This window comes from Zobellia alginiliquefaciens (assembly GCF_029323795.1).
Taxonomy (GTDB): Bacteria; Bacteroidota; Bacteroidia; order Flavobacteriales; family Flavobacteriaceae; genus Zobellia; species Zobellia alginiliquefaciens.
The window spans coordinates 2,649,345-2,672,743 of sequence record NZ_CP119758.1 but is presented as its reverse complement, the minus strand read 5'-3'; the positions used below and the strand labels follow the sequence as shown (position 1 = coordinate 2,672,743).

Here is a 23,399-nt window from a genome sequence, read left to right as displayed (position 1 = left end):
GACTTTTAAATCCTTCGTTTCTATTTTAAAAATTCAACCTTCCTATCATTTTGCAGGGTTGGCACTCCTCGCCACAGCCCCTTATTTTAGGCGATTTTAGCGTTATTTAGATTCAAAACCCACAATTGTATAACACAAAGCAAAAATTGTGTAACAGAAAATGTGGGTTCCTCCCTGATCTTTGTACCAGAACAAATAATACATCTGGTATCTATGAAAAATCTAATTGAAAAAGTATCCGAGCAGCTGGCTAGAGTAGGTCGTGTTAGATCAATTCATGAATATTCTTCTAACAATACAACGCCAGATATTATGGAGATGACCAATAATGGACATCACCAAATTCAAGGATAATCAGATTTCGACCTAAAGAAATTTACAACCTTAAAAAAGAACACTATGACAACTATAACTTTATCATCTGCAGCTATTAAAAATATGTTTCAACAACTTCACCATAATTTTGGTGGTTCACTTACGGTAAACGTAAAAGAACATATTTTAACTATAGATAACGAACTAGGCCGGGGCCATATTAGAGGAATCACTTTTAAAGGTGGTATTTCATATTTAGAGTTTGATATGGAATTCAACCAAGATTTCACCTTAATAACAGGATCTGAAGAAAACGCTCCTATTTGTTTTGCCTATTGTTCAGCAGGTAAAATTGCCCATAGCTTTAATAACGAGACTAAGAAAAACGTTTTAGAGAACTTTCAGACGGGTATTTTAACCAATGCTAGCCATACGGACAACGTTCTTTACTTTGAAAAGGACGTGCACGTTAAAACATCTTTAATTGTTGTTAGAACGGTACATGGCGAAACAGCTAAAAAGAACGGTCTAAATTACAGACTGCAGGAACTTATGTTAAATGGGAAGCCTGCCGAGAATACTATCTACATTGGCTCTTACAACTTAAAAATTGCCGATCAAATTGCCCAGTTGAAAGCCATTAAGCAACAAGGTATTGTACGTAGTTTACTAATTGAAGGTTTAGTTCATATGATATTGGCCTTAGAGGTGCAACAACATACGGATGACCTAGAAAACAGAGAAAACCAGACAGGTAGTCTAAACATGAGAGAAATGGAGTCTGTAAAAGAGATTTCCGACTTTGTACATAACTATCCTGAAAGACAATTATCTATCTCAGAGCTTTGTCGTAAGTCCGGTTTATCACCTTGTAAATTACAAGAAGGATTTAAACTGATGCACGGTACAACGGTTACGGATTACATTAGAGAGGTTCGTATTGAAAAAGCCGAAGAATTAATCAAAAACACAGATTTAAATATCTCTGAAGTAGTGTATAGCATAGGATTTACTAGCCGTAGCTACTTCTCCAAAATATTTAGAAACAAATATAACTGCAGCCCAAAGCAGTACAAAGACAAGCAAAATGTAGTATCTACTGCATCTGCATAAAACATTCACTAGAATAGTTTGGTTGTTGATAGAGCCGGCACATTGTTGCCGGCTTTTTTATGCCTAAAAAGAAATAACCAACAGTTCTTTGCAAGACCATTTCGTCTTTGGTCTCATCAGAAGATACTAGGACTCATTAGTCGGTTAAAGCTTTGATAGGAATGTACCAAAATTTGTCCTCAACAGTTTTACCTCAAGAATTAGTCAACCCAAACTAACTAAATCCTTCCTTATGAATCAAGCATCTTCCTTGCGCTTCTCAATTTCTCAGAAAGAATAGGGTCCTCTTTCATATAATGCTCCATCTCCCTAAAAACATAAGCTTTTAGCGTGTCCTTCGGGACCAATTCAAAAAACACACAACCTCCTTCTTTTGAGTGGTAGGAATTAAAAGTGGGAATTTTTTTCCTAAGAATGAATAGTTGCATTAAATAGTCTATAGCGATCAATGATGTGCCTGGGTCGTTTATTGCGGGAGAGCTCCCCTTTATGGCGACTTCCACCAAATGTTTAAATCCTATTTCTATGACGTCCACAGGTTCTGAACGATCCACGCTTAAACAACGTTTTACTTCGTCACGCAATTTTTTATCCATTGGAGAAGAGGAAGATAATACAACCTCATCAATTTGAACAAATGTCCCCATTTGCTTTTCCAGTTTAAACTGAACACCGTGCTTTTCTGAAAGGGAGATTAATTTCTCCATTCTAATATAATTGAGATAACCACAGGAATCAAAGGCGATGGTATCGGCCCATTTTTCTTCTGAATTATCGGACAGCGAAAGGCCCTCTTTCATATCCAATATATTTTGAATACTTTTTTTGGTGTTTAGATATGACCGATGTACAACGTAATTGACATGAATACTTTGAGATACGCTATGTATAAAATAGATAAAAAGAAAAATACAGATTACTACCATAACAATGGCCAAGGGTGCCGCTAAAGAAGATAACTCCCCAATATTTACGCTAGAGACCTGAACGGCCATAATTAAACTGTAAATAATGGTTCCGCTAGTAGCTCCTAAAATTACCTGATGGTGTCTTTCATGTAAGATCAACGGGATTAGCCTTGGCGAATAATTACTAATGCTTCGGTTTAAAACATTCATTACCATGGTATAACTGAACACGGTTAAGGTAAATATTCCGCCTATAGTAAAAGAAAGGATAAATTTAATACTGTCCTTATCCGTAATGGCTATACTGGGAAAATCCTTTAATATATCCGTTGGAAAAAGAATCAATACAAATGCAATAAGAGCATAACCTATCGCAATTAATACGGTTACAAATGAAATGCTATTATAAATACGTTTAACCAGTGCTAACATGATATTTTTTTTGGTTTTCATAAAAAAATCCGAAGCTTTCAGATAGCCCATACGGACTATTAAACACTTCGGATTCTTAGACAAATGGATCTAGAAATCAAGAATTCCCGCCAATTGCCTTTTTATTTAAACGGGTTTCCGCTAATTTTTCCAAGGTACTATCCGCATCATATACTTCATTAAGGGTTTCCTGTAAGGTCTTGGCTATATTTCTATATCCCAATTCTTTTGCAAACCGAACTGCCGTTCCATAACCGGATATTTCATAATGCTCTAATCGCTGAATACCAGCAATGAGACCCACATCCATTAGCTCTTTATTATCTTCCGCTTCTTCTATAAAATTTTTAGCTTCGCTAATGAGCCCTTTCATGGTTTGGCATGTTTCTCCGCTTGGGGTAATTTCCAACTCATGGCAGATATTTTCTATTCTTTTCTTCTGCTCTTTTGTTTCCTTCAAATGATTCTCAAAAGCATTTCTTAGCTGCTCATCGCTGGCATGCTCTAAAATATCGGGAAGTGCATCTAGAAACTGACTCTCCGCACTATACAGGTCTTTAAGTTGATGCTCAAATAAGTCGTTCAACGTCATCATATCTCTTTTCCTTTCTAATTAATACTCCTTATTTAATTTCTAAATATAAGATTACTGGTATTAGAAGATCAACTTTATAGAACAAAATAATAGCCTTATACTATATTAAAACCCATTTTTTCCATTCGTTTTTTTTGGAGCAAACAATAACTTTTTCCGGTTAACCAGGGCAGCGGTTTAGCCTTAAATTGCAGTAGTAATCAAAGAAGAAAATATGGAAGTTAAAGAAGCACAAAAGACCGAGATAGGCATAAAAAAATCAAATAGAGAAGCTGTAGTAAAAATGTTGCGTCAATTATTGGCCGATGAGTTTTTACTTTACACCAAAACAAGAAATGCACACTGGAATGTAGAAGGTATAGATTTCCACACAAAGCACGTTTTCTTTGAAGAAGAATATGGCAAATTGGAAACCTTTATAGATGAAGTAGCAGAGCGTATCCGTATGTTAGGGTTCTATTCTCCGGGCACTTTAAAAGAATTTTTAGAGTTGTCCAATTTAGAGGAAAACAATCCGGATCAGACGGACAGTGCCAGCTTTATGACCGTCTTATTAAAAGACCATGACAAAGTAATTAAATTCATCCGAGAAAGTATTGGCGATAATGCAGAAGCGCATAATGACGAAGGTACCGCAGATTTCATTACTGGAATTCTACAGGCACACGAGCAAATGGCATGGATGCTAAGAGCATCTTTAAAACAATTCGATTAAGACAGCAATCTGAATTACATTGAGAGTAAAAACGGCGGGAAATCGCCGTTTTTTTATGCTTTTACGAAACATCCGGCGGCTCGGCAACTAATAGTTTCATTCGTTTCCAGAAAAGAATAGCCGTTTGATTTGAATGCACCGTTAGATCGGCAAGCAGAAGCAAGTTTCTTTTGAACTGCTCATATTCATTCTGGTTCGCTTCGTTTTTATCAATGGGATAATATACCATGCCCCAATTGGGAAAATTACGATTTTCAGTAGGGCCCTCAGATAAAACATCAACATTTCTATGCCGCTTATCTTGTTTAATCTTTTCCATAAGGTCATGAATTTTCGCCTTATCGCCTTCTAAAATTTGTATAAATTTTCTCCTGTAAAATATGAGACAGCCCGTAATTCCATTTAGACCATTAAATGTTCTGGCCGTTTCAAGAATAGCTTCAATGTCCGCTATGGTCAATTCCTTTATAGCTTTTGACTCGTAAGTAAGTGTATGGATCATGAGGAAATGGCGCTGGTAAGCCAACAAAAGTAGAACATATTTATCATTGTTGTAAGGTCTTATCCTAAAAGGTTATGCCACATCGCTGCGAACAACAGTTATTTACCCCTAAAAAGGGTAACCAATGGCAAAGTTGAAAATAAGATTGTCACTTCCCCCATCAATAAACGGCGTTCTTAATCGCTCGCCTTCCGGATTGTAAGGCACTTGCAAAGGTGAGGCAAAATCAAACCGAATTACAAAACTTTGAATATCCACTCGAAGCCCGAATCCTACGCCTACACCTAACTCCTTCATCCAATCTGAACCAAACTTCCCTTCTGTGGTCAATTGCTGATTAAATGCAATGGTCTCTTCTGACTCCGTTTCATCTATCTCTACCTCATTGGTCAACCAAACATTACCTGCATCTATAAAGAACGCACCTTTTAAGTATGACCAAATAGGAAACCTGTATTCTAAGTTAGCTTCTAAACGTAAGTTACCGGATTGATCAAAGTATGAACTGGTACTATCTTCTGCACTACTAAATGTTCCCGGCCCCAAACCTCTAATCGGGAAAGCGCGAACACTATACGGCCCTCCCGAAAAAAATTGTTTTACAAAGGGCAAAGTAGATGAGTTCCCATAAGGTATACCCCAACCTGCATACAAACGACTTACCAAAGCATTTTCTTTTCCCCATTTTAAATAATACCTAAAGTCAATATCCGCTTTTGCATACTGTGCATATTCCAATCCAAAAGCGGTACTTTTTCCTCCGTTCAAGAGACTTAACGTATTACCGGCAACATCCAAACTTGTGGACACATAAATAGGACGGTCCTTGTTTTGGTCCACAAGTTCATTATAAGTGAATGTATAATTTAGTCCTGCTATAAATTGCTGTTCAAAACTACTGCTTAAAAAAGCATTGTTATCCAGAATCTCCTCAAACTCGGCCGTAGTATCCGTGAGGTTTACATAGGTTATGCTAATGGGATTCAACTCATGGTATACAAACTTATTGGCATTCCAGGTATACCCAAAAGAGCTGTTAAATGAAGTAAGTGTATATAATTTACTTCGCTTTAAAATATCCCCACCCAAACTTATTTTGGTCTTCGGCACCGCATAATTAAACCTACTGGGCGAGAAAGGCACAAGTCTGGGCAATAACAAATCTGCTTTGAGTCCGCCCGCAATACTACTGAGTCCGGCATCATCACCTCCCGACAACTGGGCTTCATAAGCAAAATTGCCTGTTAAACTCAGCGTCTCACCTCCATTAAACACATTCCGATTATTATAGGTCACCGAAATTCCCGGGCCTGCAAAACCATTGGACTTTGTTACTGCTTGAAGCTCTGTCCGAATAGACCTTTTGGTTAAAGGCGATAAGAAGATATCTGCGTTCAAAGAGCCGGTATCTTTGGTATTTGTAGTGTCCGTTTCATTGAACCGTATGTTCACGAACTTGTAACTCCCCAAAGCGGAAAGTCTATTGCTCGTTAAACGTGCCCTTTCAGAATTGTACTTCTGTCCTTTTTCAAAAAGAATATAGGGTTCCAAACGTTTGGGCTTGAAGAACTCTTCATCTTGAATAAAATAAATTCCGTTTTCCTCCGTCACCTCAGAGGGGCTTGGCAGACTATCTTGCTCAATGGAATAATTGGGATAGACCGCAATAGAATCAATCGTATAGGGTATAACCGATTTCTGCGGTGTTCCCTTTTTCAGTCTAAGAAATAAGTCGAATTTTTTATTCTCATAGCGATTGGTATCGGCCTCAAAAATCAAAAAATCAGGATTAAAATTATAATACCCTTTGTTCTTAAGATGGGAATCTATACGTTCTCGCTCATATTTTAAAAGTTCCAAATCAAAACGTTCACCTGCTTTTAATTGGGTGTCTGACATTGCCAATTCTATTTCGTCATAAATAGGCAAGCTATCTTTATCTAACTGCCACTGCTCTAGCGTATAGGGCTTTGGCAGTTCTGCCGTGTAGGTTACGGAAGCATATTTTTTTGTACTGTCCATTTCAGAAGACACTTGACTATAGAAAAACCCACGATTATCCAACCTGTTAAGCATTAACTCCTCTATTCTATCAGGATTAACATCGCTCATATACACGGGCTCCTCACCAAACTTTTTATTGAGCCATCTGTTTAGGAAACCCGGTTTTTCCTTTTGCGCTTTGTAATGGTAATAGAGTCCCAAACGCATTCCTAAAATGGTTGAATTTGGAGTAGGTTTTAGAAGCGTACTCAGTTCTTGCTCCACCGGTTTTAACGCCCTTTTATCCTCTTCGGAATCTACGTGAATTTCCGCTCCAGTAAACAGCAATTCATCCTCAGGTATGTACTTCCCCACGCTACATGCAGATTGGGCCGCCAAACACAGCAGTATAACAACTCTTGAAATAGATGTGGTACTCAACTTCATATTACTCTTCCTGATTTGGCATTTCTTCCTTTTGGCCAGCGTCCGTTTCCGCTTTCTTTTCCTCTGCTTCCTTTTTAATAGGATTGAACAACTGACTAAACTTATTAAACTCCCTATTAAATATAACGGCCATTCCGGTTACAATCAACTGACCGTCAATAATATTTTCATACTCACTTTTCCGAAAACCACGCAGACGGTACCTTCCGTCCTTAGTCAGTAAATATTCCAAACTCACGTTACCGATGATCGGTGTCTCTTCCTGACCAGATTGTGCACTACCTTCTACATCTACGGCACTACCTGCAGTGACTACCAAACGGTCATCAAACAGTTTTTTCTTTGCGTTGATATTCAGTTGGGTGCGGTCTTGTGGAGTGTCTCCCTGGTAATCGGTAAAACTATCCAGGTCAAAATCTACCTCAACACCCGTATTTCCGAAAACTTTATCAGAAAAAGCATTGAGCTCGCCAGACAACACTTTGTTTACGTTATCCCTAGCAAGAGCGGCCGTTCCCCCCGAACTTCCATCACTTCCGGAATCCGGATAAAAACGGTTCAACGCCAGTAATGAAAACACCTGTTTGTTCAATTCCGCCTCTTGTCCGTTCAATTGTTGTACCCTACCATAAACGGCTCCACTTAGGGCCCCTTGCTCGTCTTCCGGCATGTCCAGACCAAAAGATAGCTCGGGTTGCAAGAGTTCTCCATCTACATTCAAATACACCAAAAACGGTAGCACTTCCCTATATTTTGAACTCACACTAATATCTTCTCCAGATGTTACGGTAGACATGAGGGGCTCTACGGACGTTTCTATATTATAGACCGCTGTTACATCTAATTTAGCATCCGTGGGGTCTCCTTGCCATATAATGGTACTTCCCGGGTTTATCTCAAACCGTCGTTTTACAAGATTATAAAGGCTGGTCTCATAATGCCCGGATTTCAGTTCATATCGGCCCGAAAGACTTATTCTGCCATTAGGCTCAATATTAAGATTGAGCGCAGCATCCCCAGAAATGGCCAGATTATCTCCCGTTCGCTCGTCTATAATCACATGAAAATCGGCATCTTCCGCTATTTCCAAAACGGTTCTTACGTCCATTCCCTGAAAAAATGCAGGTGTCTCTTCCTGATCGTTTCGTGTTATAATAGCATCCGGATTCTCTCTGTTCACAAAAAGTACTACGCCATCGCGCTCCTCAACATCCAATTGAGATTCCGGAACTACATAAGTAATATCCGTTACCTTCCGAACACGGAGTTTGCCACTCACCTCTGGCAGCTCTAAATCACCTTGTAACTTTATATCCGCATCCAAACTGGCTACACCGTAATACAGTTCATTGTCCTCTTTTGTAGAATTCAGCACTCTAAAATTCTCTGCATCCAACTGTAGATCAAAAGCTGGATTCAACAAGTCCTCAGTTAGGACCGCTCCCTGTACCGTAAAATCGCTGCCATCCGCGTCGGCAATCTGAAAATCATCAAAATAGACGCCTTCCGTGTCCAGTTTTAGTTTTTCGTCGGTTATTTTAAACACCGAATTCAATTCCGAAACATTAAAATCCACTTCGGAAAAATTCAAAACCCCATCATACTCAGGTGAAGCTGTAGTTCCCGAGACATTTATTTTCCCGGAAAACGCACCGTGGCTATCTTTGATTGCGCCTTGGGCAAAGCCCTCCAATGTTTTCAGTTCTATGCGGTTCAGGTCCAAATCCAAGTTCAATTTTGCCCCGCTTTCGGCAGCGGCGTAATCGCCTTTTAAATCCAAATCTGCCCCTCCTTCCTTTAAGGCGAGGTTAAAATCATAAGCCGCATTCCCTGTAGAATTGGCCTGTAGCGTCAGGTTGCCCAAAGGACTTTCAAATGCTTCCAAGGAATTGATTTTAAAATCGGCAACAAGGCCTGTCGCACCAAACGGATTCTCTATGATCAAATCGCCCTTTACCATACCGGAGGCCAGGGTTTCATCAGGGTTCAAAAGACTTAAAAAAGTTTGGAGCTTAAAATTATCGAAGTGAATACCAATATGCTCCTCTTCTTGGTTGGGCAATTGATCGCTAAGGGTCAACGACTGGTCATTTCGGGTGAAGTTTACATTTCTAAACTGCAATAATTTATCACTAACGGCAATCTGATTATCTTCAGGCACAGACCATTTCCCTTTGTTCAATACCAAATTAGAAGGCTCAATACGAATGAGCGTGGTATCTTTTGCAAGTGTCAATTGGGACGAAATCTGTGCAATAGCCTCGCTATCGTCCATAGCCACAAAGTCCAGAAATAACTTTTTGTTTTTTAAGTCGCCCTTTACGAAGGTTTTCTTAATGTGGATGGGGTCCGACACGAGAGCTGCAAAACCTGCGTTAAAACTAAGATTGGTGGCATTACCAGTAACCTGTGCATTGAGACTATCAACAGAGCTCCCTTGGTACGACACGGAAGGCACACGTACATTGGCATTTAGCTTTTTGGTAAGGGCATTAAAATCGGCATCTATCAAAACCGAATCCAAGCGATCCACATCTCGTAAAAAAACTTCCGTAAGAAAGGGCGTTGGCGATAGTTTTACGTTCATTTTCACCTGAACCGAATCTACCGTAGTCTCTGCAATGGAGTCTTTAAAATAGTTTTCAAATTGATGTGTTAATACATCGCTCAATCCTTTTGGCGAAGCATTGGATTTTAAATCGGCAATCAAAAAATCGCTATCAACCGAAACATCCGTACGAGTTGCATCAATAAAAGATTTTAAACTGACAGGCCCCATTTGGTATTGCTCATTATCATAGACCGCTATTCCATTTTCAATTTGTGCATCTATATGATACGCCTCGGCATTTCCCTTAAATGTAGCATCTAGCTGCAGTCCCGTTTTAATACTTTCTGTGGTAACCCCTAAGGCATACAAATCAGCCCCAATAACGTTTAAATTCAAGTCCATTGTTGAATTAACGGAATCCAAGGCCACTTTACTTTTTGCTGAAAAATTGAGGTTCTCGTCCTTAAAGGCCAAGTCAATTCCCCCTTTTCCATTGTTAATCTCACCTTCCAGTTTTAAATCCGAAAAATCATAATTACTCAATGTCAACTGCGTAAAATCTGTTTTCAATTTTGCATCCAGATGGTTCACTGTTCCGCCACCAGAAACATCCATCGTAAAGGAAACACCACCCAATTCCGGGTTATTCAAAAGTTTGTTCAGTTGTAGGCTATCTACCTTTACATTTCCATCAAACCGCATCTCTTGAATATCTTGGTAGTTACCATTCACAGCAATAGTTCCTTCAGGAATTTCCAAGCTTGCCTCCGCCGTCAAATCATCTATTTTTCCGGTTGCCGCGGCACTAATAGTTACAGTTTTGGGAAGCGAAATACCCAACTCTTGTTCCGAAACAAATTGTGCAATATCCTCTTTTACGGTATTCAGATGAATGGTATCAAAGTTAAAATAGAGCGAATCCGGTTGTGTTACATTTTGAACATTTCCCTGGGCTACGAACCGGGTTGTTTCACCCCAATTCAATTGCATATTTTTTAAATCGATTTTCTTTAAAGTGCCCTCCGCCGTAATATTTCCCTCCACGGGATGTTGCATAGCCGACTGTAAATAAACATTCTCAGCAAGTTCCGGTTGTAGCGTAAATACATCTTTTAAGTTCAAAAACACATCTTGAAGCTTCATATCTACTTGCGTCCGCTCTGGCGTATCCATTAATTCTTCTACAGACGGGTAATTCATTGTCATTTGCCCTCCCAACGTACTTTCGTTCACACGCAATTGCAAATTCTTCAAAGCAGCCGAGGTCTCATCAATATTTGCATTGAACGTCAAGTCCTTCAAAGTAATTCCGCTTGCTTCCGAAAAGGAGAAAGAGCCAAGGTCCATTTCCAACTTTTGGGGTTGGTAGGCGATACCATTCGCCTGAAGCTGGAAATTGGAAAATGCTAAAGCATTCGGGTTTATTTTTCCTTCTTCGGATTTGGCGTCACCCATAGAATAGGCCAGGGTATTGCCCGTAAAATCTACCTCATCCAAACGCACTTTAAAATTTGGCCATTCAAAACCGGCATTGGAACTGTTTGTTACTGTAGAATCCGTTGTTGTAGCAGCAGGCAATTGTAAAGAAACGGACGAGCCTTTTAACGCTATTCTATCTACAGCTATATCATTGGTAGCCAAATCGGCTTTTGGTAATTCCAGCTCAAAATCCTGTACGTTAAATTTCGCACTAATAGAATCTGGAACGGAACTATAATCGGCTTTTACATTTTTAAACTGAAGACGGTCTACCGCCAAAAATGGCAATGTTGTCTGTGTAGTATCCTCGGTTGTAAAAGGTTTTGTTTGTTTGTACTGGATATTGGTATTTGAGAGCTCCAGTTCATCGAGCTCAAATCGTAAATTTTCCAAATCGGTTTCATCGGCATCCAAAATCAATTCCCCCAATTGAATGCGACTATCAATGCCCAAAAATTGGTCATCGTAAACCAGGTTAAAATCTTTAAAGTCTAATTCCCCAATACTGATTTGCATGGGGTCGCCAGTTGTGGTAGTGGTAGTATCCGCTGTGGCAAATGCATCTACGAGAAAAGTAAAGTTAAAATCTTCAGAAGATTCGGCTCTAGTGATGTGGGCTTGCAATCCTTCCCATGTGGCGGATTTTAAATTGAGTTCATTGCCGAAAATCAAAGGAGTTAATGGCAAATTGACCTCCAAGTTTTTTGAATACACCAAAGTATCTCCTTTGGTATCTTCCAAATACAGGCCTTCCAAAAATACATTTCCGGTAAACGTTAGGAACAAACGGTCTATCTCTACTTTGGTATTGGTCTTTTGAGCAACGTAGTCGGTAAGTTTACCCACAATAATATCTTGCCCCCATTGGCTACGGATAAAAAGTACTAACCCAAAAAACAAGAACAGCAATACCAAGAACACCCGCCCTAAGCGCCGTAACCACCTATTTTTCTTCTTCTCCTTTTGCATGCTCGGCAAAGGTCAGTAATAAGCGCATGATTTTTACGCTTTTAACAATGATATATTAACTTATTTGCTTCTGAAGTTGTCTTTTTCCGCAATCAGTAGTATCAAACTGCGACATCCAATAAAATTGAAAATCTTCTATTTATGGAGTTTTTTGATGATTCTTGCCAATCGTCGTGGCATTTCCATGGGGATTAGATGCCCTACCTTGCTCAAAGCCACGGTAGATGGATTCGCAATATACGGGAGCACTTCGTTATAAATTACCTCTGTAGAAATCACCGGGTCATCATTGGAAAAAATAACATCCGTTGGAATATCAAGTCCTTTAATACGTTCCGCAATATTGTTGTTCATACCCGTGTGAAGCCACCATTTCCAAGTCTCCTCCTCTATTCGTAATTGAGAGTTTACGGCGTACAATAATCTTTTCTTCCCCATTTTCTTTTGCTTGGCACCATGAACCGTATTTGCCGCTTCATCCCTATTAGGGTGGTTTAGCATTCGTTTGCGCTCATCATTGCTCATATTTTCTATGGTAGGGGGCGATGGTGCAATTAATAGTATCTTTTTGGGCAAGTTCGCATTCTTTATTTGGGCTGCGTAGAGTACCAGTTTAGCACCCATAGAATGGCCACATAAGATGTAGTCTTTCAATTTCAACTCTTCTATACACACATTTATATATTGGGCCATCCCGTAAATGGACGGTTCCGCTAGCGGTTTCGTTCCTCCAAAACCAGGTAGATTGAGCATGATACAGGTATACTTTTTCCCTAATCGCTTTGCCAACCACGACCAGCTTCCGGCATCGCCACCAAAGTAATGCACAAAGACGATAGTCCTTTTTCCATTACCTATTCTTTCATATTTCAATCCTGTATATTCTTGCATGTATTATTCTATCAGCGACTCTTTAGTAAGCCTCAAATTTTTAAGTCTATCCCTATGTTCTTCAAACACAGTTCTCAATTTGGAAGGCAAAAGTGAATCGGCAATAATATAACCTGCTTCCCGTAGCACCTTTTCATCTTCCTTGGTTAACTCCGCGTAAAAGGAATTTAAATTCCCACAAGAAACTAGTGTGTCATTGGCATACCAATTGGTCAAGGCCAAACAGCGGGAAGAAGGCATATAAGGTAGTTTTAAAGACGGATCCAAAAAGAAACTTACCAATTGCGCTTGCATCAGTTCCATTTCCTCAATTCTTGACACCACCATGGCCGTGCCATAAGATAAATTGGGCCTCTCCTTTAAAGTTTCAAGATGGGGCAAAGCGCCATGCACCTTGTTAAAATATATTTTTACCTTCCTATAAATTTTATAATGTAATTCCATAATCCTGTTCATTTAGTTCATATTTCGCTCTAAGAATCGTGCGTACCCTCTCCTTTAAATATACGAAATACCTTTCAATACAACTAACAGAACAGGCCATAAGGCCAATCTCTAATTGTTTTGAGACCAAACTTTTAATTCAATTGGAAACAGGTTAACTATAACCTCTATTTATTCACCTCCTCTTGCAGGATAATCGTTCTTTTCTATATAATCTATAGCATTTAGTATATCCTTCCAATCAGGACGCGCAAACGGCATAGTCTGTATCGCACTGGCGTATAAAGTTTTATCCGGTCTCACCAGAAAAACTCCTGGCTCCGAAAACGTATCAGGTTCCGAATCCTTAACGGCCTCGGAAACAAACAATCCCCAATTCCGTGCTTCTTCAATTGGCAACCCATAGGCAATAGGCAATTCTGGAACATCCCATTCCTTACCTGATTTTTTAGCACGTTCCTCACTGTCACTGCTAATTGCTATAACATGTGCGCCCCTATCTGAAAAATCTTTTAATTTTTTAGCTAGCGCCTCTAGGTAGTTCTTACATATAGGACAATGTAACCCCCTATAAAAAACAAGGACCGTAAAGGATTTGCTTTTTTGAGCGGACAAGCTCCACTGGGTATCGTTAATAAGTGGTAGTTCAATATCAGGTACTTCCGTTTTCGGCTTTATCATATTTATATTTTTTAATTCTTCTTTAATAAACGGGCAATTTTATGAACTGCCCTGTCCCCAAAATAACAACTAACAGATGGCGTAAATAGGCTTAATACCTAAAATTTATGCCGTAAAAACAAAACCGAAAACTCTTGCTATAATCGCTTTGAACACCAATTGCATTGAGCTATCAATTTTATGTATTGGGCAATCCCGGCTGCACCTCTAAGCGTAATTTTATGATCTAATCCGTAAGACATGCAAAAACCAAATAAAAGACTCGAAAACCAAACCTGTATCATAACCGGGTCAAGCGGTGGTATTGGAGCAGCCGTAGCAAAAGCCATGGGAACCGAAGGCGCCAATATTGTGGTCAATTATAGAAGCTCTAAAGAAGAGGCGGAAGAAGTAGCAGATTGGATCAACAAAAATTCCAGTTGCGGCGAGGCCATTGTTCTAAAATGTGATGTAAGTAAGGAAGAAGAGGTAAAAGACCTGTTCCGAAAAACAATTTCACATTTTGGCACTGTAGATGTTTGTGTGGCTAACGCAGGTTTACAAATAGACCACCCTCTTCATGAAATGCCATTGGATGCCTGGAAAAAAGTGATCGATGTAAATCTTACCGGGCAGTTCCTATGTGCCAAAGAGGCCCTAAATGAATTTTTAAGACGGGGAATGCGAAAAGAAGTGTCCAACTCCTTGGGAAAAATAATCCACATGAGCTCGGTACATGAAGAAATACCTTGGGCGGGACATGCCAATTACGCAGCTTCAAAAGGCGGACTATTAATGTTGATGGAAAGTATTTGTCAAGCTTATGCCCCACATAAAGTACGATGCAACAGTATTGCACCAGGGGCCATTAAAACCGATATCAATAAAGACGTTTGGAGTACGGAACAAGGCAAAGAAGATATGTTGAAATTGATACCGTACAAACGTATTGGTCTACCCGAAGATATTGGAAGTGTGGCCAGTTGGTTGGCATCGGACGAATCTGAATACATTAATGGAACAACCATTTTTGTAGATGGGGGAATGACTTGTTATCCAGGGTTTACGACCAACGGATAAGACAAACATCAAATTAAAAAATTACGAATCAAAAAAAACACAATGGATTTAAAGATAAAAGGAAAAACAGCTCTTATAACCGGAGGCGATTCCGGACTAGGTATAGAAACTGCTAAGTTTTTAGCACGAGAAGGTGTGAATGTCGTGATTTCCGATAAGGACAATGGCGAAAAACTGGCCGATGCCGTACAACAAATTGAAGCGGAGGCAAAAGATGGGGCCAAGGTAATGGGCGTAGCTGCTGATGTTTCTAAAAACCAAGCCGTGTTGGACTTGGCAAAAAAAATAGAAACGGAGTTTGGTGGTGCACATATCATTTTTCATTCCGCCGGTGTCACTGGAGCCTCGGACGATTTTTTAAAACTCACCGATGACGATTGGATGAATACTATAGAAGTTGACCTTATGGGTGCTGTTCGCATTGCTCGTGCTTTCATCCCGCAAATGCAAAAACTAAAATGGGGCCGTATGATTATGGTGGCCAGTGAAAATGCCTTCCAACCGTACGTAGAGGAGAGTCCATATAACGCGTGTAAGGCGGCTATTGTCAACCTTTCCAAATGCTTGTCCCGCTCGTACTCCAAAGAGAACATTTTATTCAATTGTGTTTCACCGGCCTATATAGAAACCCCTATGACGGATGCCATGATGGAAAAACTTGCCAAAGAGAAGGACATTTCCGTAAAAGAGGCCGTAGAGTGGTTTGTAAAAAACAAAAGACCGCATATTGCCATGGAACGTAGAGGAAAACCGGAAGAAGTAGCTTCCGTAGTTGCATTCCTGTGCTCCGAGCATGCCAGTTTTGTAAACGGAACCAATGTACGTATTGATGGAGGCGCCGTAGAGTCAGCTTTCGGTTGATTTAATGAAGCATGATGTTAATTTAAAAATCTGAAAAAATGAAAAAAGAACGCAGTACTTGGAAAAACGAATTACATAGACTGATAACGGAAATGGTGGCCGCAGAAAAGGTGTATGGCACTTTAATACAATCGGACCGCTACCCTACCTATCAGGCTTATTTTAAAAAACGCCATTTTGAACAAGGGGATTTCACCAAAATTCTAACGGACGAATACCGTGCCGTAACGGAACGAAAAATTATTGAACCTTTCACAACGGACCAACCTATTTTTGCTCCTCTGGAAAGACAGCACTTAGAAGAAAATCTAACGGAAGCACAGATCAATGTCTTGATTACCGATAAGGAACAAGCGCTAGTTTTACTGTATCAAAGCCTTTTAGCCTTTAGCGGAATGCCAAAGACCACGAATGCGCTGTTGCAATCCCAGGCCGAAGACATGAACAGTACCGTCCAAAAACTACAGATGGACTACAACACAAAATATAAATCCGGTCCTCTAAAGACCTCCTAAACAAACACCTATGAAAAACATACTAAAAGCGATATTGGCCGGTTGGGGCGCTAAAAAAATAGGAGGAGGCAAATGTGGGTGTATAGGAACTATAGTAGTTTTTATTATCCTTTACTGGATTTTAGGCTACGTCATTAATTAACGAGAAACCATTTGGATCAATTTTGATTTTTTTTGAATCAATACCCACTAAAAAACGGTTGCATATTTGTAACTCATAAGTAGGTTGAATTCCTATTTCAACGTTGAAATAGGTAGGATATAACTCGGAAAGGGAGCGTTGGGGAACGCTCCCTTTTTTTATGTCTACTAATGAGGTTTTAAATGAGGATATGGTTTTGCATTACTATCGAATGTGTCAAAATTTCATTTTTTTGAATCAATAGCGTCAATAGAACAAACGCATCTTTGTAACTCATAAGTAGGTTGTTTTGTCTATTTCATCTTAAAATAGATACTACATAACTTCATAAAGGGAACGTAGGGGTGCGTTCCCTTTTTTAGTTTTAAGATTGTATCTTCTTCAATAACTTGTTCAATCCAAAAATTCAGATGAATTCCTAATTGAAAACCGATAATCTTGTTGTTAACAATGCAATTCCTAACCCTACAACGACTTTTTTTTTTGCCTATAAGAGACTAAAGCATATATTTACCGCCTTAAATAGCACTCCACAAATGCTCCAGAATATTTTATTAAAGCTAGTTCTTAAGAATATGGTATCATCTGTGAAAAATTGCTGTTATCCCGTTGTTACCATTGCATTACTTCCTACTAAGCCCTACCTAATTACTGGTGGTTTTTCCGAATATTGTACGATTGAATTAAGCAACCGCAACCTATTTTAAGTAATAAGAACTGGAGAAATGATAAACTCGAAAAGGTCAGACTGGGCAATTCCTATATCAATTTTAATCCATTTATGTATAATTAATGGGTTGCTCTATTGCCTTACACCAGATACCTATACTAACGTCTATCATATTCTACATTACAATGGTTCTTGGCTTCTGGTTACTTATGGTCTTGGTTATTATACCAGAAAGCGTAAGGAAAGTTTTTTTACAAATATCCATAAGGTTGTCCAGCTTTATTTGATATATGGTTTGGCCTATTTCGCTTTGTTCGGTATTACTGGCAGAATTTATGAATCGCTAGAACAGCAATTGCTGATTTATCTTGTAATTTGTTCTACGCTAATCCTATATCGTTCCTTCTATTTTTGGTTACGGATAAAATACCGTTTGTGGGGCGGTAATTCGGTTAGAGTGGTTGTTATTGGCAGGGACAAAAACCTTAAAAAAATCAGAAAGGTCTTTGACGACCCTGAACTTGGGTACCGCTATATGGGCTATTTTAATAATAAAAAATCTAAGAGCCCCACCTATTTAGGGCCCGTACTTGATTGTTTTCTCTACATTCTAGAAAATAATATTGATGAAATTTATTTGGTTGCCTCCAAATTCAATAGGAAAGAACTTCACAATCTCATTGATTTTGCTGACAACAATCTCATTCGGGTAAAGATTATACCGGATAACAAAGAGATTTATTCAAGAGGTATGTTTATAGAACTCTACGAAACCATACCCGTACTCAACTTAAGAAGAGTACCCCTGGACACACTGTTCGCTAGAGTGGTTAAACGGTCATTTGATATTGTATTTTCTGCTTTTGTCATGATTACGGTACTCTCGTGGCTCGTACCCTTAATGTTTGTATTGATTAAATTAGAATCACCCGGCAAACTCTACTTCAAACAAAAAAGACACGGACTTAAAAGACGAGTATTTTGGTGCTATAAGTTTAGATCTATGCGTCCTTCTAAAAATGCAAATTCTAAAATGGCCACTAAAGGAGATATGCGGGTAACCCGTGTAGGACAATTTATTAGAAAAACTAGCATAGATGAACTACCTCAATTTTTTAATGTCTTTTTGGGCGATATGAGCGTTGTGGGGCCAAGGCCACATATGGAGGTACACACTATGGATTACGAGATAAGTGTAGATAAATACTTGGTACGGCATTTTGTGAAACCGGGTATAACAGGACTAGCTCAAATTAAGGGGTATCGAGGTGAAATTGCGGAAAAATCAGATATTCTAAATAGAACAAAACTAGATATCTTTTACGTTGAAAAATGGAGTATTTGGTTAGATATAAGAATAATATTTCTTACTGTTTATAATGTTGTAAAGGGAGAAGATAATGCATATTAAAAAAATGTACATTTGATAAAATGACTCTTTAGTATCTAATCTAATTATTTAGATAAGTAGCCCGTATTGCCCCAACTATTACTACCCTATTTCTAGAAATTAAAGAATTATAATTCAATTTTAAACTCCATCAAAATTCTTTAGGTATCCAAAACTTGATAAATAAAGATGGGTGGCTAAAAAGCATTACCAATCGCTGCAGTTACTAACATACCCATCTTCCCCAAAAAAAGGCTCTATAGAGATACATTTCCCTACAAAGCCATAAACTTTTCTGTTATGAGATTTCATAAAATCGATGCCATAAGCCTAAATACCTAATATTGATTTGATTTTACTTTTGGTATTCTCAACTCCATATTGATGGCCATAGTTAGAATCTAACATTTTAACATCATTCAGCAAAAAGCCCATATTTTTGAGTTTTTTCTGATTGTTGATATCCAGAGCAAATTCCATTACCTTTCTCTTTGTACGCCCAACTCTTAAGAGATATAGCGTTACATCAGCATACTTACTTATTAAAAATGTATCTGCTAAAATCATTGAAGGAGCCGTATCTACAATGACATAATCAAATATACTTTTAAGTTCGTTGAACATACCTTCCATTTTCTCGTTTTGCAAAAGCTGTATAGGGTTGGGAGGTACAGGACCTGATGGAAGCAGTTTTAAATTTTCATGTAATTTAGAATCATCAACAAAATTTAACACCTGTGGATCAGAACCTGCCAAAAATGTACTTAGACCTCGCGTACTTAATTGTCCATCTTCATAACGTTGCAACTGCGGATTTCGTAAATCCGCACCGACAACTACAACAGATTTGCCGGTTTGCACTAAGGTCATGGCGAGATTCATGACCGTAAAAGTCTTACCTTCTCCCTGTGTAGATGAAGTAACGTAAATACACTTTCCTTTTGTGCCTATAGCTTTCTCTCCTATTACGTAACTTAGGTTTGCGCTTAAAATGTTAAAAGACTCTCCAATCAGTGATCGCTCGTTGGATTTAATAAGATTTGAATCACCAGATGAAACATGAGGTATTTCTGCAATTAACGGTATTTGAGGCACTACTTTTCTTACCTGCTCGCGACTTCTAATTTTATTATCTAAGAGCCTCTTTATATTAATAGCCAAAAAGGGCAAAAACAACCCTAATAAAAATGATATGGCAATAACAATCTTATTATTTGGAGCAATAGGTGTTCCGCCGCTGTAAGCTTTGTCTACAAGTTTAGCCTTTGGTGCGGTAACCGCTAGGGATAAAGAATTCTCTTCTCGTTTTTGCAAAAGAAACAGATAAAGTGCTTCTTTGATATTTTGTTGACGCTCTATTCCCCTATACTCCCTTTCCTGGGAGGGAACTTCGGAAATCTGGGAACCTAAAATACCCGCCTGCCTACTAAGGTTATCCATAGAAATCCTAAGGTTCATCCGTCTACGCTCCAAACTAGTCTGAATGTTATTTTTAATCTGCGTAATCTGGTCGGTCAAACGTATTACAAGGGGGTTTTTCTCCGTAGCACCGTTCATTAACCTATTACGTTCAAGCACCGTAGCATTAAAATCACTTATCAAACTATTTGTCCCCATCTCGTCAAGACCCAGATTGGTAGGCAATAAATTAGAATCGTTGGACCGCAAATGATCTATCATTGCATTAGTAAGCTCTAATTGATTACTTACCTCCTGTTGTTTTTTTTCATAATCACTCGCATTCTCTATAATCAGTGAAGATTCTGTATCAATATCCGTTAATCTATTGGACGCCTTAAATTGTTCCTTCCCCGATTCCACTGAGTCCAGTTCGGAATTGATGATACTTAAACGTTCATCAATGAAAAAGGCACTATTTCTAGCTATTAAATTTTTATCCTCAATAGCTTCTTGATTATATTCAAAAATCAACTGGTTTAATATATCCTCGGCCCTTTTCCTTACCTCGTCAACTATTCGTACTTCAATTAAAGTAGAACTTTCCTCAACCAATTCCACTTCTAATTGGGATTGATACAGACTCGCGCGCCCAGACAGCGAAACAAATTCAATATCAACTCCAACTGGCACGTCTTTTTCTTGATTAACCTTAAAATCTTCATTTGCCTCTATAACAAAATCTACAAAACCGTGTTCTATAACATTTCCTAGCTTAACATTACTATTTTCACCATTTGGAAACAAAATTTCTACATGGGAAGAATCCGTTTTTTGAAGGCTAATAAAATTTATTTCATCCCTTATCGCTTCCGATAAACTGTTCTCGTCTAGACGCAATATCCGCAATAAGTACGGACTTTGCTTATACACCTCTTGTCTTGGAAAGCTTTCTGGCGCATAGTACAAAACATTTAACTGCAATGCTTTTACTGCGTTAAGCATTAACCTTTTGGATCTTAGCAAACCTAATTCATTTTCAATGCTACTTGTACTTAGTCCTTTTAACAGCCCCAAATCCGCATACGCAGCACCTTCACCAGAAGGCCCTTTGGCTTCCTCATTTTCAATAATTACACTAGTTGACGCCGCATAAGTTGGTATGGTAAACCTTAAGTACAATAGACCGATAATTACGGCTATGACCACACTTACTAAAAATAAAGGCCAATACCGTAAATAACTATCTAGAAGCTCTCTAAAATCCGGCAATTCTCTATCCGTATTATAATATTCTTCATTTTCTTTAGCCATAATGTTACAACAATTGTATTTTATTATTATCCTTGTTATTTCGTCTATTGAATTCTTCTTCGGAATTAGTATTATCCCTAACGGACATTTTCCTAAACCACCCTATACAGTCCTAAAATTCCTTTTTTTAATCTTTCCGCTAATTTTTTGTTTGGACAAGTAGTATAAAAAAACCACACCATAATAAATGTATCTTTTCCACATTCTCTTGGGTTCTTTTATCAAACGGCCAAACCATTCCAGGCCCAAATTAATCCATATTTTATTTGGCCTTTTTACCGTTCCGGCATAAAAATCAAAAACAGCCCCTATGGAACAAATAATATGGGCATCTAGTTGCTCTTTATGGGAATGACCCCATTTTTCCTGTTTAGGGGCGGTCATTCCAACAAAAAGCACATCTGGTTTAAATGAATTCACGGCCTTGACCATTAGTTCAGAATCCAAACTGTCAAAAGATGATTTATAGGGAGGGGAGTAACTAGCTACAGAAACATTAGGAAATTCTATTTTTAACCGTTCCTTGATTTTCACAAGGGTTTCCTCTGAAGCCCCTAAATAAAAACAGGAGCCGCTACTCGCATTCAATTTGTTCAATAAAAAGCTATGAATGTCCGCTCCAGCTATTTTCTTTATGCGAATGCCTCTCAACATACGAGCCGCCCATACCATACCAATACCATCAGGTAATAAAACATCTGCATTTACAAGTGCTTTTTGGAACTCAATATCCTTTTCCGCTATACAATATGAATATTGGTTTATTGTATTTACCTCCAATTTGGTATTTAATGGAATTCTCTCCAGCTCATCTGCAAAGAGTGAGTATCCCATACAACTTTCCGTTTTTAACTTTCTCATTCCAATTCAGTTTTGAATACTAGAAACACATATTATCACATAATCCTTCAGGTCTATAATTATCTAATGACATCATTAAGGATTTCCAGAAGATTAGCCTCAAAAATTTCACTCGTATACAAGTCCTCAAATCTTTCTCTTCCTTTTTCGCCCATTTGCTCCCGTAACGGCACATCTACTATTAAATCCACCAGTACACTCGCTAATTCCTTTTCATCTTGCCGAGGTACTAAGAATCCCGTCATGTTTTCTTTCACAATATCGGCTATTCCTCCTTCACGTGTGCTTACTACGGGAAGACCATATTGCATAGCTTCAAGAAGTACTAGGGGAAAACACTCATTATTATAAAATGTTGGAAAAACAAATACATCGGCACTACTAAAAAACTTTACTTTATCACTACCATACTGTTTTCCGTGTGCAAATACATTATCAGCAATATCTAATTGACCTATCTTTTCATAAAAAAACTCTTCCGAAATATCGGACCAGGCCCCAATAAAATGACACTCAAAGCTTAACGCTCTTTTCTTTAATAAACCGCAAGCTTCCAATAAAATCAAAACTCCTTTTTCCTCCATCATATTAGATAAAAACAAGAATTTGCAAGGTGAATCCAGATTATTCTCTTTCTCCTTTTTAGACTCGAACGCATCAGGTATACCATTTGCACAGAAATGAACATCCTTGGGTAGGACGTAGCGCTTTATATCATAATATAAAAGAGGTGAAAGTTGAATACTTTTAGTATTCTTAAAGGTAAATGTATATAACAAACGGTTTAGGGTATTCCCACTATTTTGTTCTACTCCCTTATTATGAAAGTGGTAGACAATTTCTTTGCCGAACAATTTAAGTACTAGAACAATCAAAAAATCCTTATAAAAACCAAATCCCTTGGCCGTAAGTGTCATATAACATAAATCGTAGTCTTTTTTACGCAGTGCCTGTATAACTTTTTTAGCGATTAGTATAGCCGTGAAAATTTTAGAAACTCCACCCTTTCCTATTTTGTTAAGGTTAAAAGACGTGGTTAAGTTTATATAATCCGTTTCAAATACGGAATTTATTTTTTTGCTATTCTTAATCTGTTCGCCTACCATAGCCGCTCCATTTATTGGAGGAGGAATATGCAATATGAAAAGAATTTTTTTCTTCATT

General features: G+C 38.4%; 18 protein-coding genes. 7 read left to right on the top strand and 11 right to left on the bottom strand.

The window, feature by feature from the left end:
- Window positions 1-399 precede the first annotated feature (399 nt).
- Window positions 400-1,428, top strand: coding sequence for a helix-turn-helix domain-containing protein (locus P0077_RS11225; protein ID WP_276165345.1), 1,029 nt, complete (start codon window positions 400-402; stop codon window positions 1,426-1,428).
- Window positions 1,429-1,658: 230 nt separating this feature from the next.
- On the opposite strand, the gene P0077_RS11220 is transcribed toward P0077_RS11225, so the two are convergent.
- Both P0077_RS11220 and P0077_RS11215 read right to left on the bottom strand, forming a co-directional pair.
- On the bottom strand, window positions 1,659-2,768 hold the full coding sequence (locus P0077_RS11220; protein ID WP_276165344.1) for a DUF2254 domain-containing protein: 1,110 nt from the start codon (window positions 2,766-2,768) through the stop codon (window positions 1,659-1,661).
- A gap of 97 nt (window positions 2,769-2,865) precedes the next feature.
- The gene (locus P0077_RS11215; RefSeq protein WP_276165343.1) at window positions 2,866-3,363 is read right to left on the bottom strand and encodes a YciE/YciF ferroxidase family protein; all 498 of its coding nucleotides are present in this window, start codon (window positions 3,361-3,363) and stop codon (window positions 2,866-2,868) included.
- A 214-nt stretch (window positions 3,364-3,577) separates the two neighbouring features.
- Here P0077_RS11215 and P0077_RS11210 point away from each other — a divergent pair, with 214 nt between their 5' ends.
- A complete protein-coding gene (locus P0077_RS11210) occupies window positions 3,578-4,078 on the top strand; it encodes a Dps family protein (protein ID WP_276165342.1) in 501 nt (166 codons plus the stop codon).
- 61 nt (window positions 4,079-4,139) lie between these two features.
- Here P0077_RS11210 and P0077_RS11205 read toward each other — a convergent pair whose 3' ends face one another.
- From P0077_RS11205 to P0077_RS11180, 6 genes are all read right to left on the bottom strand, one after another.
- Complete coding sequence (locus tag P0077_RS11205) at window positions 4,140-4,580, bottom strand: BLUF domain-containing protein (protein WP_276165341.1); 441 nt, start codon at window positions 4,578-4,580, stop codon at window positions 4,140-4,142.
- 108 nt (window positions 4,581-4,688) lie between these two features.
- Entirely contained in the window at window positions 4,689-7,010 is a 2,322-nt protein-coding gene (gene tamL / locus P0077_RS11200) for a translocation and assembly module lipoprotein TamL (RefSeq protein ID WP_276165340.1), read from the bottom strand.
- A gap of 1 nt (window position 7,011) precedes the next feature.
- On the bottom strand, window positions 7,012-12,009 hold the full coding sequence (locus tag P0077_RS11195) for a translocation/assembly module TamB domain-containing protein (protein WP_276165339.1): 4,998 nt from the start codon (window positions 12,007-12,009) through the stop codon (window positions 7,012-7,014).
- A 135-nt stretch (window positions 12,010-12,144) separates the two neighbouring features.
- On the bottom strand, window positions 12,145-12,900 hold the full coding sequence (locus tag P0077_RS11190) for an alpha/beta fold hydrolase (RefSeq protein ID WP_276165338.1): 756 nt from the start codon (window positions 12,898-12,900) through the stop codon (window positions 12,145-12,147).
- A gap of 3 nt (window positions 12,901-12,903) precedes the next feature.
- The gene (locus tag P0077_RS11185) at window positions 12,904-13,344 is read right to left on the bottom strand and encodes a hypothetical protein (protein WP_276165337.1); all 441 of its coding nucleotides are present in this window, start codon (window positions 13,342-13,344) and stop codon (window positions 12,904-12,906) included.
- A gap of 171 nt (window positions 13,345-13,515) precedes the next feature.
- Window positions 13,516-14,025, bottom strand: a complete 510-nt coding sequence (locus P0077_RS11180) for a peroxiredoxin-like family protein (protein WP_276165336.1) — start codon at window positions 14,023-14,025, stop codon at window positions 13,516-13,518.
- Between the two features lie 240 nt (window positions 14,026-14,265).
- Here P0077_RS11180 and P0077_RS11175 point away from each other — a divergent pair, with 240 nt between their 5' ends.
- The 5 genes from P0077_RS11175 (at window position 14,266) to P0077_RS11155 (ending at window position 18,683) form a co-directional block, all read left to right on the top strand.
- Window positions 14,266-15,084 (top strand): SDR family oxidoreductase, encoded by an 819-nt coding sequence (locus P0077_RS11175; protein ID WP_276165335.1) that lies wholly within the window; start codon window positions 14,266-14,268, stop codon window positions 15,082-15,084.
- 42 nt (window positions 15,085-15,126) lie between these two features.
- The gene (locus tag P0077_RS11170; RefSeq protein ID WP_276165334.1) at window positions 15,127-15,945 is read left to right on the top strand and encodes an SDR family NAD(P)-dependent oxidoreductase; all 819 of its coding nucleotides are present in this window, start codon (window positions 15,127-15,129) and stop codon (window positions 15,943-15,945) included.
- A 38-nt stretch (window positions 15,946-15,983) separates the two neighbouring features.
- On the top strand, window positions 15,984-16,460 hold the full coding sequence (locus tag P0077_RS11165; protein ID WP_276165333.1) for a hypothetical protein: 477 nt from the start codon (window positions 15,984-15,986) through the stop codon (window positions 16,458-16,460).
- A gap of 10 nt (window positions 16,461-16,470) precedes the next feature.
- Window positions 16,471-16,602 carry a hypothetical protein gene (locus tag P0077_RS11160; RefSeq protein ID WP_276165332.1) on the top strand — a complete coding sequence of 44 codons (132 nt, stop codon included), beginning with the start codon at window positions 16,471-16,473 and terminating at the stop codon, window positions 16,600-16,602.
- A 725-nt stretch (window positions 16,603-17,327) separates the two neighbouring features.
- Entirely contained in the window at window positions 17,328-18,683 is a 1,356-nt protein-coding gene (locus P0077_RS11155) for an exopolysaccharide biosynthesis polyprenyl glycosylphosphotransferase (RefSeq protein ID WP_276165331.1), read from the top strand.
- 309 nt (window positions 18,684-18,992) lie between these two features.
- Here P0077_RS11155 and P0077_RS11150 read toward each other — a convergent pair whose 3' ends face one another.
- The 3 genes from P0077_RS11150 to P0077_RS11140 all read right to left on the bottom strand — a co-directional run bounded on the left by P0077_RS11150 (window position 18,993) and on the right by P0077_RS11140 (window position 23,398).
- Window positions 18,993-21,374, bottom strand: coding sequence for a GumC family protein (locus P0077_RS11150; protein WP_276165330.1), 2,382 nt, complete (start codon window positions 21,372-21,374; stop codon window positions 18,993-18,995).
- Between the two features lie 102 nt (window positions 21,375-21,476).
- The gene (locus tag P0077_RS11145; RefSeq protein ID WP_276165329.1) at window positions 21,477-22,235 is read right to left on the bottom strand and encodes a WecB/TagA/CpsF family glycosyltransferase; all 759 of its coding nucleotides are present in this window, start codon (window positions 22,233-22,235) and stop codon (window positions 21,477-21,479) included.
- 59 nt (window positions 22,236-22,294) lie between these two features.
- Window positions 22,295-23,398 (bottom strand): glycosyltransferase family 4 protein, encoded by a 1,104-nt coding sequence (locus P0077_RS11140; RefSeq protein ID WP_276165328.1) that lies wholly within the window; start codon window positions 23,396-23,398, stop codon window positions 22,295-22,297.
- Window position 23,399: the final 1 nt, after the last annotated feature.

What these genes read in the sequence shown, in the direction of transcription:
- P0077_RS11165 (WP_276165333.1), top strand. Translation starts at nt 15,984, where the DNA reads ATGAAAAAAGAACGCAGTACTTGGAAAAACGAATTACATAGACTGATA.
- P0077_RS11145 (WP_276165329.1), bottom strand. Translation starts at nt 22,235, where the DNA reads ATGAGAAAGTTAAAAACGGAAAGTTGTATGGGATACTCACTCTTTGCA.
- P0077_RS11175 (WP_276165335.1), top strand. Translation starts at nt 14,266, where the DNA reads ATGCAAAAACCAAATAAAAGACTCGAAAACCAAACCTGTATCATAACC.
- P0077_RS11155 (WP_276165331.1), top strand. Translation starts at nt 17,328, where the DNA reads ATGATAAACTCGAAAAGGTCAGACTGGGCAATTCCTATATCAATTTTA.
- P0077_RS11185 (WP_276165337.1), bottom strand. Translation starts at nt 13,344, where the DNA reads ATGGAATTACATTATAAAATTTATAGGAAGGTAAAAATATATTTTAAC.
- P0077_RS11190 (WP_276165338.1), bottom strand. Translation starts at nt 12,900, where the DNA reads ATGCAAGAATATACAGGATTGAAATATGAAAGAATAGGTAATGGAAAA.
- P0077_RS11210 (WP_276165342.1), top strand. Translation starts at nt 3,578, where the DNA reads ATGGAAGTTAAAGAAGCACAAAAGACCGAGATAGGCATAAAAAAATCA.
- P0077_RS11205 (WP_276165341.1), bottom strand. Translation starts at nt 4,580, where the DNA reads ATGATCCATACACTTACTTACGAGTCAAAAGCTATAAAGGAATTGACC.
- P0077_RS11220 (WP_276165344.1), bottom strand. Translation starts at nt 2,768, where the DNA reads ATGTTAGCACTGGTTAAACGTATTTATAATAGCATTTCATTTGTAACC.
- P0077_RS11195 (WP_276165339.1), bottom strand. Translation starts at nt 12,009, where the DNA reads ATGCAAAAGGAGAAGAAGAAAAATAGGTGGTTACGGCGCTTAGGGCGG.
- P0077_RS11225 (WP_276165345.1), top strand. Translation starts at nt 400, where the DNA reads ATGACAACTATAACTTTATCATCTGCAGCTATTAAAAATATGTTTCAA.
- P0077_RS11160 (WP_276165332.1), top strand. Translation starts at nt 16,471, where the DNA reads ATGAAAAACATACTAAAAGCGATATTGGCCGGTTGGGGCGCTAAAAAA.
- P0077_RS11180 (WP_276165336.1), bottom strand. Translation starts at nt 14,025, where the DNA reads ATGATAAAGCCGAAAACGGAAGTACCTGATATTGAACTACCACTTATT.
- tamL (WP_276165340.1), bottom strand. Translation starts at nt 7,010, where the DNA reads ATGAAGTTGAGTACCACATCTATTTCAAGAGTTGTTATACTGCTGTGT.
- P0077_RS11170 (WP_276165334.1), top strand. Translation starts at nt 15,127, where the DNA reads ATGGATTTAAAGATAAAAGGAAAAACAGCTCTTATAACCGGAGGCGAT.
- P0077_RS11140 (WP_276165328.1), bottom strand. Translation starts at nt 23,398, where the DNA reads ATGAAGAAAAAAATTCTTTTCATATTGCATATTCCTCCTCCAATAAAT.
- P0077_RS11215 (WP_276165343.1), bottom strand. Translation starts at nt 3,363, where the DNA reads ATGATGACGTTGAACGACTTATTTGAGCATCAACTTAAAGACCTGTAT.
- P0077_RS11150 (WP_276165330.1), bottom strand. Translation starts at nt 21,374, where the DNA reads ATGGCTAAAGAAAATGAAGAATATTATAATACGGATAGAGAATTGCCG.